We start from the raw sequence: 14,937 nt of genomic DNA on the forward strand, positions 1-14,937 counted from the left end.
AGTCTATAAGGAAGGATAATTTCAAGTGAAATTATAGATAATTGTACGTCATTATTTTGGGGATTTTCTCTATCTTTATTTTTAATTAAAATCACCTCATTTTTATGATAAAGGAGATACTTTTCATATATTCTATTAATAATATTTTTTATAATAACGGCATGCTGTTTAAAATACATTCATTTTTAGTAAGTTACATTAAAATTGATTTTGTACAAAGATTTTAATCGAGAGATTAATAGTATTTTTTTAGATAATCCTTTTAACATTTCGGAACATCTAACATTTAATAAATACTATAGAAGGAAGGTGCAAATTTGAATCGATATGACAAATTACCAATGTCTAAGGAAGTTATGGATTCTAAAAATATTGGTCCTACATTTCCACCTCTTCCGTCTATTAATTTTCCAACCGGAGCAACCGGAGCAACCGGAGCAACCGGAGCAACCGGAGCAACCGGAGCAACCGGAGCGACAGGAGAAACCGGAGAAACAGGAGCAACCGGAGCAACCGGAGAAACAGGAGCAACCGGAGAAACAGGAGCAACCGGAGCAACCGGAGCAACCGGAGAAACAGGAGAAACAGGAGCAACCGGAGAAACAGGAGCAACCGGAGCAACCGGAGAAACAGGAGCAACCGGAGAAACAGGAGCAACCGGAGCAACCGGAGAAACAGGAGCAACCGGAGTAACAGGAGCAACCGGAGCAACCGGAGAAACAGGGGCAACCGGAGAAACAGGAGTAACAGGAGTAACAGGAGAAACCGGAGTAACAGGAATAACAGGAGAAACAGGGGCAACCGGAGAAACAGGAATAACAGGAGTAACAGGAATAACGGGAGTAACGGGAGAAACAGGAGCAACCGGAGAAACAGGAATAACAGGAGTAACAGGAATAACGGGAGTAACGGGAGTAACAGGAGCAACCGGAGTAACAGGAGCAACCGGAGCAACCGGAGAAACAGGGGCAACCGGAGAAACAGGAATAACAGGAGTAACAGGAGTAACAGGAATAACGGGGGTAACGGGAGTAACAGGAGAAACAGGGGCAACAGGAGCAACAGGAATAACCGGCCCAACGGGAATACCGGGAACAATCCCAACAACAAACCTATTATATTTTACTTTTTCAGATGGGAAAAAACTTATATATACTAATGCAGATGGTATAGCACAATACGGTACAACACAAATCTTATCACCAAGTGAAGTTTCTTATATTAATCTATTTATAAATGGAATTCTTCAACCACAACCTTTTTATGAAGTTACAGCTGGTCAGTTAACTTTATTAGATGCTGAACCACCCTCACAAGGATCTTCAATTATCCTACAATTTATTATTATCAATTAAAAAGGACAGATTTCCTATAAAGAGAAATCTGCCCTTTTTGTTCTAAATTTGGTTAGTTAAAATTAAGTGACGATAAATTCAATTGTAATTGGAATTCCACCGTCTAATGCATCTCCGCCAGGAATTGTAATAGCACCAGTAGGACCAGTAGTAACACTGGAGTTTACACTAGGCTGAAGAATACCGTTTATATAGAGATTGTAATACGTAAAAGTTGGGAAGGCAGTTGCAGTAGTACCCGCATCGTTTAAACAAGCTGTGGCAGCAATCGCAAAAGCAGCACCTGTGCCTGTTCCAGCTCCTAGTGTAGAGGTGAATCTTCTAGATGCCATAAATGGTTGAATGATAGGCATTTAATTCTCACTCCTATTCTAAATTTATTGGAACGAAGTTTAGAATAACTTGTCCACTATATAATATGAGAGTTTTCTAAATTAGAAACGGCATCCTGATTATAGTTTCAACACAATTTTTGTATAGGTAAAATACTAATTATTCTAGTATGGAAAAAGTGATGTCATTATAAGTGGAACATATGTTATTGATTGTTTTAGTGATTACTATGGATAATTAAATTGATAGGCAATTGAATTTGGGAGATAAACGTGGAAAAATAAAATAAACTCTTAAGTTTAGGTGTTTAATCTAAGCACTCAATTATTAAAAACATATAATTAATATGTGAGTCATGAACATAATTAAATTACGTTTTCAAGTTTGATTATAATTCATGTTTCCTATTTTAAGAGAAACATATAACTTAACTACTTTTTTCAAGCGCATCTTTTATAGTACTTAGAATAGGAAAACACTCAACTATAAGAAAAGTAAGGAGGAAATAAATGAAACATAATGATTGTTTTAATCATAATGACTGCAATTCGATTGTTTTTTCAGCAGATTGTTGTAAAAATCCACAGTCAGTTCCTATTACTAGGGAACAATTAAGTCAATTAATTACTTTACTAAACTCATTAGTATCAGCTATTTCAGCATTTTTTGCAAATCCAAGTAATGCAAACAGATTAGTGTTACTCGATTTATTTAATCAATTTTTAATTTTCTTAAATTCCTTATTACCTTCTCCAGAAGTTAATTTTTTGAAACAATTAACTCAAAGTATTATAGTTTTATTACAATCTCCAGCACCTAATTTAGGACAATTGTCAACATTATTGCAACAATTTTATAGCGCCCTTGCACAATTCTTCTTCGCTTTAGATCTTATCCCTATATCCTGCAACTCAAATGTTGATTCTGCAACTTTACAACTTCTTTTTAATTTATTAATTCAATTAATCAATGCTACTCCAGGGGCGACAGGTCCAACAGGTCCAACAGGTCCAACAGGTCCAACAGGAGCAACAGGAGGCGGAGCGACAGGAGCAACAGGAGCAACAGGAGCAACAGGAGCGACAGGCGACAGGAGCAACAGGAGCAACAGGAGCAACAGGAGGCGGAGCAACAGGAGCAACAGGAGCAACAGGAGCAACAGGAGCAACAGGAGCAACAGGAGCAACAGGAGCAACAGGAGCAACAGGAGCAACAGGAGCAACAGGAGCAACAGGAGCGACAGGAGCAACAGGTGCAACTGGTGGCGGAGCTGTTATTCCGTTTGCATCAGGTGGACCAGTAACGTTAGCAACTGTTTTAGGTGGATTAGCAAACACAGGAGCACTTCTTGGATTTGGAAGTTCATTCTTCCCTGTAATTGTCCCACCTGGTGGCCCAATTACTATAGGTCCTGTACCTCCAGTATTTGATTTCGCATTTGTAGCTCCTCGCGCAGGTACAATTACTTCGTTAGCAGGATTCTTTAGTGTAACTGTAGCGGTTGCTTTAGCATTAGGAAGCATACAAATTCAAATGCAGTTGTACAGCGCACCAGCAGCAAGTAATACTTTCACGCCAGTAGGTACACCGTTACTATTAACACCAGCATTCAGTGGTCTTATTGCTATCGGTGCTACTTCGAGTGATATTAGCGCACAAGCAATTGCGGTTGCTCCACAAGATAAGATATTACTTGTTGTTTCATCAACTACACCAGGTTTTGATATAGCTACTGCTATTACAGGATTCGCAAGTGCAGGGATAACATTCGTCTAAGCATCGCGTCTTAAATGGTGAGCATTGAAAAAAGGAATACTCTTTTTAAGAGTATTCCTTTTTGTATAGCTAAAAAAGATCTTATTTATTTTTATTACAATTACATCCTTTTTTCTTTACGTAGCCTTGTTGAGCTAAATCTCTTTCCGATTGGGAACTGGAAGATTGAGAATTCGAAGATTGAGAGGACGCTGAAGAGCTACTATTTTTATTATTAGAGTAGTTTTTTCGATAGTTATAATTACTCATAGTACTATCACCTCCAATTAAATATATAAATATTATATGTATGTACTCTATTAATTGTTACGATAAAAAATCTCCTCGATATTTTCCGAGGAGATAAATGGTGGTTCTATTAAAATGATACTAATTAATACCCCCAGTAAAGAGGGAAGTAATAAGAATCTTGGTAATATAGATTTTGTTGTTGAGTAGGGGGCTGAGTTGACTGATTCATCATGTCGCGGTTTTGATTACAGTTCGCCGGGGGACCAATTACCGTAGTTGATTGAATTGGGGATACTGCTTGTTTCCATTGTTGTTCATTGAGGCAATAAGTATGAGCCATCATATTAGCGGGAGTTAATCTTAAAATATCAGAACCAAAAATAACTTCTGGGGTTGGGGCATCGAATATAGCTAATAAATGAGTATTATCTGCTGAAGCAATTTCATAATGCCACCACGCTTGTGGAATGTTGGCAACTTGCCCTGGCTTTATCGGTAAGTTTAATATTTGATTCGTAAATGGATTAAGTAAAGAAACAACAGCAGATCCTGAAATACAGTAAACGAGTTCAGCTGCATTTTGATGGATATGTGGTTCTACAACATTACCTGTACTTAAATATATATCTAATAAAGAAGTGTTTTCTAATGTGTTTAATTGTTTAATGCCAAGTACGTTTATATAATTTTTGGCATCTTTCTTAAAAAAATTACTTTTATTTAAATCATGGGTGAAATTGGTTGAGGGGGAAGTGTAGTCGATATTAGAAGTCAATTGTATTACCCGCCTTTCCTATGTTTTAATGCAATCTGAAATTAGGGTATGAGTCTAGTTATTGAAATGTGAAAGTGAGGATGGTTTTAGTTCGTTAAATAATAAAGTTGCAAGTACATATGCAGTATGATTGAATTTCGATGAAATAGTATAAAATAAGTTTGGTTGCGAGAAAAAGCTCCTTTAATTACAATTAATGTAATTAAAGGAGCTTTTTTATTAGTTAATAAAAAGGGAGTGTGGGAAATGAATAATCTAATTATAAAAGAGTTAGAAGTTGAATTGAAAAATCACTTTAAACCATTTTTGAATGCACCTGCAACAATAGAAGAAATTCAATATGTCGAAAGCGAAATGGGAATTTCGTTTCCAGATGAATTACGTATGCTTTATCTCACGCATAACGGTGAAGTTAAATCGGGACCAGGATTGTTTTTTGGTTTGCCATTTCTCTCTTTAGATGAAGTTTTGAATGAGTGGAGAGTATGGAAAAGAATTGAAGAAGAGGAGTTTTTAAATTTTGATGCATTTTCAATACCAGTAAAATGTATTAAGGAAACATATGTGAATTACAAATGGATACCTATTAGTAAGGATTATGGCGGTAACAATATAGGAATAGATGTTGATCCGGATGAAAAGGGGGAAATGGGACAAGTTATTAATTTTGGACGAGATGAAGAAGTAAAATATGTAATGGCAAATAGAATTTCAGATTTTTTACTATTTATTTTACAAACGCTAAAAGATAAAAATTTCACCATTCACCAAGAGGAAGACTATTTATATTGGAGTTATGGTGCTAACAACAATATACATTTTTTAGACGCATTATTTAATATTGAATTACCTGTTTTACATCCTCAATTTATATTTCAGTCTGAAAATAATGTTAAAGATTGGTACGATAGTTTAGATGGAGAATGGAAAAACATTGTGGGTTCTTCTGAACGTGCGGATAAATTTATTAGAGAGAAGAGACTATATTTAGGTGGAAAGGGATTAGTAGATATTAGTCCATTACATATATGTACGGAAGTAAGGGAACTAATTTTATCTGGAAATGAAATTAAAGATTTAACAGGATTAGAACGAATGAATTCTTTAAAGAAGTTATATTTAGTTAATAATCCGGTGCAAGATTTAACGCCAATCATACATTTACAGCACTTACAAGAAATGAATATAAAGAATACGAGGATAAATAATCTATCGGCACTTGTAGAAATATCATCATTAAAAAAATTAGATTTTTCACAGACTAATATTCAAGATTTTTCGTTACTATCGCAGTTTCAAAAGTTAGAATCGCTTACTGTACATATTTCAAATCGCGAGCAGCTTTATGCAATTTCAAAAGTAGATACTTTAAAGCATTTGTATATTTTAGGTTTAGAGAATGTTAGTGGATTGGATTTACTTGTTTTACAAAATTTAAATGACTTAATAACAATTGAATTTGAAAATAGTACCATTGATAATTTAAATTGCTTTCAACATAATACGTCAATTCAAAATATAAAGTTGAAAGATACAAAGGTAAAGGATGGATCGGCATTAGGTAGAATGAGAGGACTAAAGGAATTAGAATTAGATGGAGCAACAATTGAAAATATTGAAATGGTTTGTTGTTCTAAGTCATTAGAAACATTTACAGGCTCGTTTGAACAATTTCATATGTTAAAAGACTCATTTGATAGAAAAATAGATTTTTCAAAAATAATAGGAGAAATGAGTGAAGAAGAAAGTGAAGTTTGGTACCAGCATTTAAGTGATTAGAAAATAATATTATTATGTAAACAAGATTGTTTGTAGAAGTTGTCACTGTTACTATTTTGAAAATGTTCACCAACACTTTCTGGAATATAAATTAGTTTTAAGCCACTGTTTGACAGTTGATTCTGCAATGGAGTGGTTAGGAGAAATAAATTATGTGTAACTGAATGTCACATCCCTCCTAATTCGTTCGTCTTGTATGTAGAACGATAAGGAGGGATTTTATTATGAAAAATTTTGATGTAGCAATTGTTGGTGGTGGGCTTGCTGGATTAACAGCATCTATATATTTAGCGAAAGCTGGAAGGAAAGTTATTGTATTAGAAAAGTCCAGTAACTTCGGTGGTCGAGGGATGACTATAAATAAAAACGGCATTTGTATGAATCTTGGTGCACATGCTTTATATAGAGGTGGAGAAGCGTTTATAACTTTTAATGAGCTAGGAGTAAATCTTCCAGGTGGAATCCCATCTACAAAAGCACATGGAATATGGAAAGGGGATATTTATACCATTCCAACAGATTTTCGCTCTATTTTATCAACACCGTTACTTTCATGGTCTGCAAAAGTACAGTTCGCTCGTCTTATGATTCATTTAGGAAACTTAGATGTAGAAAAAGTTCCGAAAATAAGCCTAACTACATGGGCAGAAAATGAAATTAAAGATCCAATGGTTCGAAATATATTTTATGCATTATGTCGAACAACAACATATACGTATGCTCCTACAATACAATTAGCATCTTCCGTACTAAAGCAAATACAGCTTTCTATGAAAGAAGGAGTACTTTATGTAGATGGTGGTTGGGAGACGATAATAACAAATTTAAGAGGGATAGCGAATACTAGTGGTGTACAATTTCTGGCTAAAAAGCATGTTTTAAAAATAGAGAATTGTGAAGGAAAACACAGAATACATTGTTTTGACGATGAAGTATTTGAAGCAGGGGCAGTTATTGTAACAACTCCACCGAAAGAGGCATGTAAAATTATAAAAGGTACAGAAGGAACAAGTTTGCAAAAATGGAGTGAACAATCTATACAAGTGACCGTGGCAGCGTTAGATATTGGTTTAAAACAATTACCGAATCCTTTGCATCATTTTGCATTGGGATTAGATCAACCTATATTTTTCACGAATCAATCGAGAGCAGCTAAATTAAGTGAAGATGGATCAATTGTAGTGAGTCTAATTAAATACCATAACCCTGTACTAGAACTGAATCATATTCAAGAAGAGAAAGAACAGTTAGAAAATATGATGGAATTGTTACATCCGAATTGGAAAGGAGAAGCTGTTGCACAGCAATATTTACCGAAAATTACGGTAGTACATGATTTTCCTCATATTGACCGTGTTGAAAAACCAGGCCCTAATATACCTGAAATGCCAGGTGTTTACGTTGCAGGAGATTGGGCTGGGCATGATGAAATATTAGCTGATGCTGCGGTAGCAAGCGGGAAACGTGCAGCGTTACACATTTTAAAGCAATTAGAAAGTGAGGCAGTTCATCATGGAAACGGAGCAATTATATGAAGCGTATCAACCATTATTATTTTCATTAGCATATAGAATCCTTGGGAGTGTTATGGATGCTGAAGATATCGTCCATGACGTATTTATATCGTTTAATAATATGGAGGACGTTCAATCTATAGAAAATATGAGAGCCTATTTATGTAAAATGGTAACAAATCGCTCAATTGACAAATTACGTTCGGCAGCACATAAACGTAACGTATATGTCGGAATGTGGTTGCCAGAGCCATTTGTGGAAGAGATAGATGATCCATCAGAGTCATTTGTAATGAAAGAATCAATTTCTACGGCATATTTATTACTTTTACAACAATTGTCTGAGGTAGAAAGGGTTGTTTTCATATTAAGAGAGGTTTTCAGTTATGACTACGAGGAAATAGCTTCAATTGTTGATAAAAGTAGTGTGAATTGCCGGAAGATCTTTCAACGCGCACGAAAAAGTATTTTAGATAAGCCGAAGCAATCAACATTAAGTACGAAGAAAATGGCTGCCTATGTGGAAAAGTTTGTATCATCATTACAGCGTGGGGATACGCAAGGCATGTTAGAGGTATTAAAAACAGATGCGATATTTAAAGCAGATGGTGGTGGTAAAGTTACAACTGCAATTAATCCGATTTATTCTGCAGATAAAATTATACGTTTGTTCTTTGGAATTGCAAAACGATTGCCAGAAAAGTATAGTGTTGATTTCAAAATAGTAAATGGTGCACCAGGCGTTATAGTTACAATAAATAATAAAGTGACGTATGTACTTTCATTCATATTTGAGGATGAGAAAATTTCAAACATTTATATGATGGTTAATCCTGAAAAACTTATGCACTTAAATGTAACAGTATAAAAAAAGACGCATTCCTTTAGAAGTGCGTCTTTTTTTTATTTTTCTAACATTTCAAGAGGTACATCTTTTTCGCCGGCTACCTCGAATTTAATTTCCCCGTCTTCTTCATAAATGCGTTTAATAATCGGTATAGTTATCATTAGTTTTTTATGCTGTTTACGTCTTCTAGCAGCATCTAAGTTAATCACGTTCATGTGTAAGCATCCTTTCTTACAGAAATATATAAACAAAAGAAAATGCGTCCGAAAAGGGCGCTTAGTTGAATTAGAAATACCGATTCATTTAAATGGGGTTTAGATTATCTTATAATTGAAAACTGATTGTAAAATAATGTGAATTAAATAATTGCACGTAGAAATTAACTTTACCAAAAAACGAAACAATATGCTATAAAAAATTTTAATTCTTTGTCGTATAACAGGAAAAAGGTGTGCATTTCGCATATAATGAAAAGTAGACGGGCATCATGTACTTTTTCATCATATTGCTTGGAAAGGCGATGGAGAAAATGAATACTCTAGATTCATTATTATTGCAACTTGAACAATATGGAGAAGAGCATGATCGACATAAAGAAAAAAGAGAAGAAAAATTAAGAAATATTTCTCGTGAAATGGGGCAGTTTTTATCAGTATTAGTAAAGGGGTGCAATGCAAAAAAAATTTTAGAAATTGGAACTTCAAATGGCTATTCTACATTGTGGCTAGCAAATGCGGTAGAAGAAACAAATGGAAATGTTATAACTGTAGAACTTTCTTCAGAACGGGTTGGAGAGGCACTTGGAAATTTTGAAAGGGCAAATCTTACACAGAGAATCGATATTCATAATCAAGAGGCTGGGGCATTTTTAGATTCGCAAGTAGATCGTTCATTTGATTTTATTTTCCTAGATTCAGAGCGCACGCAATACATGTGGTGGTGGGAACATATAAAACGTATTTTAGAGCCAAAAGGTTTTCTTGTAATTGATAATGCAACTTCTCATGCGGGGGAATTAGCTGGATTTATAAAGATGATTGAAGAAGACGTTACGTTTGAAACCGTGTTATTAGCTTTTCAAAAGGGAGCATTTGTTGCGCGGAAGAATAATTAGAAGTGGACCTAATATAATTATCACATTGAAAGATAGTATATGTCAAAAGATAGAGCATTGTATGAATTTAAGAAGGTAACTAAATGGAATTTCAAATTAATAGTCAGTGGTGATAAGTAAGGTAAGCTGTGAAGAATCCGTCTTCAGCATGTTGTTCTCTAGGTCTTAAGTCTGAGGAAAATAATGACGAGAACAGGTATACTTATACTATGAAACAGGGAATGACTGCATAAGCAGGTATTTCTTGAAAAATCGATTTCAAGCAAGCAAAAATGTATATGAAATACGATATATTAGATGAAATATAGTGCACATAAATTCGCACATATAAATAAAGGAGCGATTTTGTTGACTGAACTCGAGAAAAAAGAACCTGTATCGATTGTGAAAGATAATAATGTAGAAGTAGTAGTGGATACAGTAATAAAAGATGCAGAGCTTGAAGAACTAAATAAAGAAGCAGATCTTTATGTACAAAAGTTAAATAGCGAGCAAAATACAGATTTATCAAAAGTATTGTCGCAGCTAGGAGACTTAGGGGATAAAGAGCAGCAAGCGGCAGGACAAACGCTATCAGCTTTAAAACGTCCTGTGACAGCGATGATGAATGGAAAGAATGAAGAAATTCCAAATACATTGTTAGAATTACGAAAAGTGGTATCAGAACTTGATCCAAACTCATTAAAAGCAACTGGTATGAAGAAACTTATGTTTAAAGTGTTTAAGAAAAATCCGATTGAAAATTACGTGCATAAATATCAATCTATAGATAAGCAAATCGAGGAGATTATAAGATCACTTCTCATTGGCCGTGATAACTTGCAAGAGGATACGGTTGGTCTTGAAATGTTAAAAGAGCAATCACACGATAAAATTCACGCTCTTGATAAACAAGTATACTTAGGAAGAAAACTTGCTGGTATGCTTGAAGCTGAGAAACAAAATCCAGAACGTCAAAGGGATATTCCGTTAATAAATGATGCATTAGAAAAGATACTTGTGCGTACTCGTAATATGCAACAAGCAAAAAGTGTATTATTACAATCTATCGCATCTGTAGACATCATTAAGAAAAATAATGAAAAGCTATCAGAGGCAATTCGTAATGCAATTACGATGACGCAAAACGTTATAACGGTTTCAGCTGCAATTCAGCTCGCATTAACAAATCAATGTAAAACAATTGATGCAGTTAATGCGACAAATGAAGCGATTGAATCAATGGTATTAAGCAATTCTCAAGCATTAAAACAAAATACAGAAGAAACAACAAAACTCCTAGAAAATCCTGCAATTAGCATGGATAAATTACGTGAATCATTCCAAAATGTATTCGCTGCTATTGAAGCATCTGAGAAATCGTCAGAGCGTATTATTGAGTCTAGTAAGAAGTTTGTAATTGAACTTGACACATTTAATGATGAGATGAAGCAGAAACTCATTCAGCGTCCAAGGAAATAACAGATTATTTGAGGAGGTGAAAAAATGAGTTTCATTCAAGGAGTATTATTACTATTAGGGTCATTACTTTTAATCGCATTTACTGTCGTTGTTTTAGTTGTATACTTCGGACGTAAACTTTATTTTTCATGGACGAAACCATATAAGAGAGCGCAAGATTCTATTGAAAAATTATCGAACAAATCAACACCGTTTTTACAAGAATTTACGCAGCACCCACTCTTTTATCGCTGGATTCGTACAGAAGGGAAAAAAGAACAAAATACATTAAATACACTTTTCTGTTCATCGGGCCAACGTACGAGAGAGCAAGTTTTCTCAATGTTACCGAAAGAAAAGCAGAAAAAAGTGCATGTGATGGCAAAAACAACGAAAAAGCTTACGAATGAAGATATTGATATTGCAACAATGAAAGTGAAAGATTTCTTGAGACAAGAATCACAGCAAACTGTTAAACCGACAGACTTATCGTTTTATAAATTGTATTTCTATGATCGATATCCAGATGCATTAAATACAATTCAAGCATATAAACGCTCGATTAATCCTTCACTACAAAGAACGGTTGATGACATTACAATTTCAGTATTAAATGCACTTCCGTACTATCAAGAACAACGCATGTTTGAACAACAACATAAACTTGAAACGTTCTTAATGAAAGATTTAACAGCGATGTTATCATTAGTGGTACAATTACCACCATCACAACGTCCTGAAAAAGAAGAAGAACTAAAAATATACTTGCAAAATTTCCAAAAGGAAATGGAAGTAGTAGAGCGTGATATTCGTGACTCCATTGATCATGATTTGAATGTGAAGATGAGAGTAGCGACAGAGAAGTTTAAGAACAAATAGAAAAAACCGCCTTAAAAGTTGAATGTTTCGGCTTTAAGGCGGTTTTTTTAATATAAGGGATTCTATTATTATTTTGCTTTAATAGTTGCTTTACTAGAAGAAATACTCTCATTATGAAGTCGATCTAAAGCTGTCACCACATACGTATAAGTCTCCTCAGATAAAGCTGTTTTATCCACAAAAATTTCTGCCCATTGTGTCTTCCTTACAGTAGTAAGTAAATTCTTCGGATCTTGAATATCAACTACATTCTTTCCATTCACACGGTATATCGCATAATAAGCAGAGTCATTATCTCTATCATCAATTATTCCTAAAGCAATACCTTCATCTCTTGGAATGGCACCTTTTAAAGTAGGTTGTTTTGGTGGATCATGATCAAGCCAAGGCATAGGTGGAATTAATGCAGGGTGTTTATATATGTCTTTTGAGAGTCTATCTTTAATTCCAAGTGGATTGTTATTTATATCTTTTAAACTGAAATGCATACTACCTTTTATTTGTGGATATTGATGGTTTAAAGCGATTTGCTTTGGATATTCTTCTGGATCAGACCAAGCAGAGACAGAGTTGTTATTTATTTTATAAGCCGCTTGACCGATGTATAGGTGAATCGGTTTGTTATTTGTTTCTTTTACCCACCAATCTACTAATATGTCATATGCAGCAGGTGTGAAACCTATATTCCAATATATTTGAGGTGTAATGTAGTCAATGTACCCTTTTTGTATCCACTCACGTGTGTCAGCATAAAGGTCATTGTAGTTCCTTTGACCTGCGGTTGTATTAGAGCCAGTTGGATCGTCAGCTATATTTCGCCATACGCCAAATGGACTAATGCCAAATTTTACGTATGATTTTTCTTGTTTTATAGCAGTATTTAAACCTTTTACGAGTTCATTTACATTATTGCGACGCCAATCTTCGATAGTTGAAAAATTCTCATTATTATATGATTCAAATGTTTTTTGATCAGGAAATTCTTCGCCAACTACTTTATAAGGGTAAAAATAATGGATATGGTCGTGTAGTTAGATAATAATGCATGTAACACCTAGCAACTTATGAAACTGCGAAAAGGAGGTAAATGATGAAGAAAATTACCATTATAATAGCAATTTTATTAATAGCTAGCGTAGGATTTTTAATAAAATATCAATCTGATAATGAGAAACTTAAAACTGATAATATAAAATTAACGAAAAAAGTGGAAAAGGTGGAGGCACAATACAATGATACGAAAAGGGAGTTATCAGCTCTAAAGAGTAACAATCAACAACAAGTAAAGGAAGCTGCAGAACGATTTCTTAAAGCTTTCCATACTTATGATACGGGTAAAGGCGAATCATACCTTGCTAATATCGATGCATATATAACACCAAATGCAAAGAACGAATTAACACCACCAGGTGGACCAACTCAATCTGCCCCTGGGGCTGGAGATGAGAAAGAAAAGAAGAAAGTTTCATTTCAATCTGAATACACAGGTGGCGAGTTGTATTATGCATTTTTGGATACTACGAAAGCAAATGTATTAGCAAATGTATTAGCAAAAGTGAAGAGTAAAATTACAGTTAATGGTGTTTCATCTGATAATATGTCATTAATGCAAATAAATCTTATCTATGATGGAAATAAGAAGTTATGGCTTGTTGACAAGGTTATCCCACTAGCTGATTTAAGGGATCAGATGCCGTAAATCAAAGTACTATTATTTAGGATAAAATCTGATTACAGCCATCTTTTCTTTTTATGTTTATTAGAGGTAGGGTGAATTTTTTAGAAATTCATGTTCATCAAACTATAAAGATTGAATGTTTGCCTTAAACTAAAAAGAAGGCAAACGCGGGTAATTTAGAATAAAAATTTAAGACAAAAGAAATGCTTAATAATAACAAAAAAATATTGCAACTATAAAAAAACATGGTATCTTGAGGTAAGCGCATACAGAACGGATTGTAACTGTTAAATCAGGCAAAACCGATTACCTTAGAAAAAGGTAGGGTTTTGCCTTTTTCTATTTCGGAGGTGATAAAGTGAAAATCGAAAAAATACTAAACAATAATGCAGTCATATCAATAAAAGACAATCAGGAAGTTATCATTGTCGGCCGTGGAATAGCTTTTAATAAACGCATGGGTCATGAAATTAACGAACAACAGATAGATAAAATTTTCACTTTAGAAAACGAAGATATCATGAAAAAGTTCAAAACTTTAATTTCTGATATGCCAATTGAGTATATGGAATTATCCGAGAAAATTATCTCATATGCAAAAACGAAATTAGGTAAAAAGTTAAACGATAGTATTTATATTCATTTAACTGATCACATTCATTTTGCTATTGAGCGTTACAAAAAAAATCTGCCTATAAAGAATGGATTGCTTTGGGAAACGAGGCAATTATACAAAGATGAATATGAAATAGGATTAGAAGCTTTAAACATGATTTGTGAACATGCTGGTGTTATTTTACCAGAGGATGAAGCTGGTTTTTTAGCCCTTCATATTGTTAATGCTGAATTAAATGAAGAGATGCCAGTTGTACAAAGCATGACTAAAGTGATGCAAGAAATATTAACGATAGTGAGATACCATTTTAAGATTGAATTTAATGAAGATTCATTAACATATTATCGTTTTATTACACATCTAAAGTTTTTTGCACAACGGTTGGTTAAAGGAAATCATTATAATAGTTCAACTGATGATGATTTATATTTTGTAATTAAGAAAAAATATCCAGAGGCATTTAGTTGTTCACAAAAAATAAAGAAGTTTATTGAAAATAACTATACCTATGAGTTAACGGAAGAAGAAGTAATTTATTTAACCATTCATATTGAAAGAGTGGTCAAAAATAACGAAAGATAATAGGGTTGTAACCTTACG

Annotated in this window: 12 protein-coding genes and 2 pseudogenes; 10 read left to right on the forward strand and 4 right to left on the reverse strand. The window is 34.1% G+C overall.

The window, feature by feature from the left end; translation table 11 throughout:
* The first annotated feature begins 317 nt into the window (after positions 1–317).
* Positions 318–1,355 carry a DUF4183 domain-containing protein gene (locus NSS97_RS12455; RefSeq protein WP_341112699.1) on the forward strand — a complete coding sequence of 346 codons (1,038 nt, stop codon included), beginning with the start codon at positions 318–320 and terminating at the stop codon, positions 1,353–1,355.
* 62 nt (positions 1,356–1,417) lie between these two features.
* Here NSS97_RS12455 and NSS97_RS12460 read toward each other — a convergent pair whose 3' ends face one another.
* Entirely contained in the window at positions 1,418–1,708 is a 291-nt protein-coding gene (locus NSS97_RS12460; protein ID WP_107887531.1) for a DUF4183 domain-containing protein, read from the reverse strand.
* A gap of 489 nt (positions 1,709–2,197) precedes the next feature.
* On the opposite strand from NSS97_RS12460, the pseudogene NSS97_RS12465 reads away from it, so the two are divergent.
* A pseudogene (locus NSS97_RS12465) lies at positions 2,198–3,464 on the forward strand (exosporium glycoprotein BclB-related protein).
* Between the two features lie 373 nt (positions 3,465–3,837).
* Here NSS97_RS12465 and NSS97_RS12470 read toward each other — a convergent pair.
* A complete protein-coding gene (locus tag NSS97_RS12470; RefSeq protein ID WP_002127373.1) occupies positions 3,838–4,470 on the reverse strand; it encodes a cupin domain-containing protein in 633 nt (210 codons plus the stop codon).
* Positions 4,471–4,716: 246 nt separating this feature from the next.
* Here NSS97_RS12470 and NSS97_RS12475 point away from each other — a divergent pair, with 246 nt between their 5' ends.
* The 3 genes from NSS97_RS12475 to NSS97_RS12485 all read left to right on the forward strand — a co-directional run bounded on the left by NSS97_RS12475 (position 4,717) and on the right by NSS97_RS12485 (position 8,631).
* Positions 4,717–6,249, forward strand: coding sequence for an SMI1/KNR4 family protein (locus NSS97_RS12475; protein ID WP_107887533.1), 1,533 nt, complete (start codon positions 4,717–4,719; stop codon positions 6,247–6,249).
* A gap of 224 nt (positions 6,250–6,473) precedes the next feature.
* Positions 6,474–7,784, forward strand: coding sequence for an FAD-dependent oxidoreductase (locus tag NSS97_RS12480; RefSeq protein WP_107887534.1), 1,311 nt, complete (start codon positions 6,474–6,476; stop codon positions 7,782–7,784).
* Positions 7,762–8,631 (forward strand): sigma-70 family RNA polymerase sigma factor, encoded by an 870-nt coding sequence (locus NSS97_RS12485; protein ID WP_044444106.1) that lies wholly within the window; start codon positions 7,762–7,764, stop codon positions 8,629–8,631. Before NSS97_RS12480 ends, NSS97_RS12485 begins: the two co-directional genes overlap by 23 nt.
* A gap of 35 nt (positions 8,632–8,666) precedes the next feature.
* On the opposite strand, the gene NSS97_RS12490 is transcribed toward NSS97_RS12485, so the two are convergent.
* Complete coding sequence (locus tag NSS97_RS12490; RefSeq protein WP_002085567.1) at positions 8,667–8,825, reverse strand: hypothetical protein; 159 nt, start codon at positions 8,823–8,825, stop codon at positions 8,667–8,669.
* Between the two features lie 305 nt (positions 8,826–9,130).
* Here NSS97_RS12490 and NSS97_RS12495 point away from each other — a divergent pair, with 305 nt between their 5' ends.
* From NSS97_RS12495 to NSS97_RS12505, 3 genes are all read left to right on the forward strand, one after another.
* The gene (locus NSS97_RS12495) at positions 9,131–9,724 is read left to right on the forward strand and encodes an O-methyltransferase (RefSeq protein WP_002085565.1); all 594 of its coding nucleotides are present in this window, start codon (positions 9,131–9,133) and stop codon (positions 9,722–9,724) included.
* Positions 9,725–10,072: 348 nt separating this feature from the next.
* On the forward strand, positions 10,073–11,185 hold the full coding sequence (locus NSS97_RS12500) for a toxic anion resistance protein (protein ID WP_131929248.1): 1,113 nt from the start codon (positions 10,073–10,075) through the stop codon (positions 11,183–11,185).
* 24 nt (positions 11,186–11,209) lie between these two features.
* A complete protein-coding gene (locus NSS97_RS12505; protein ID WP_107887535.1) occupies positions 11,210–12,043 on the forward strand; it encodes a DUF3974 domain-containing protein in 834 nt (277 codons plus the stop codon).
* A 68-nt stretch (positions 12,044–12,111) separates the two neighbouring features.
* Here NSS97_RS12505 and NSS97_RS12510 read toward each other — a convergent pair.
* Positions 12,112–13,056 (reverse strand): annotated as a pseudogene (locus NSS97_RS12510) (glycoside hydrolase family 10 protein); the annotation flags it as partial.
* A 77-nt stretch (positions 13,057–13,133) separates the two neighbouring features.
* On the opposite strand from NSS97_RS12510, the gene NSS97_RS12515 reads away from it, so the two are divergent.
* Positions 13,134–13,742 carry a hypothetical protein gene (locus tag NSS97_RS12515; RefSeq protein ID WP_341112707.1) on the forward strand — a complete coding sequence of 203 codons (609 nt, stop codon included), beginning with the start codon at positions 13,134–13,136 and terminating at the stop codon, positions 13,740–13,742.
* A 337-nt stretch (positions 13,743–14,079) separates the two neighbouring features.
* Positions 14,080–14,919: a BglG family transcription antiterminator LicT gene (gene licT, locus NSS97_RS12520; protein ID WP_107887537.1), complete on the forward strand. Its 840-nt coding sequence runs from the start codon at positions 14,080–14,082 to the stop codon at positions 14,917–14,919.
* Positions 14,920–14,937: the final 18 nt, after the last annotated feature.

Source organism: Bacillus sp. FSL R12-0074, from assembly GCF_038005725.1.
Classification (GTDB): Bacteria; Bacillota; Bacilli; order Bacillales; family Bacillaceae_G; genus Bacillus_A; species Bacillus_A mycoides.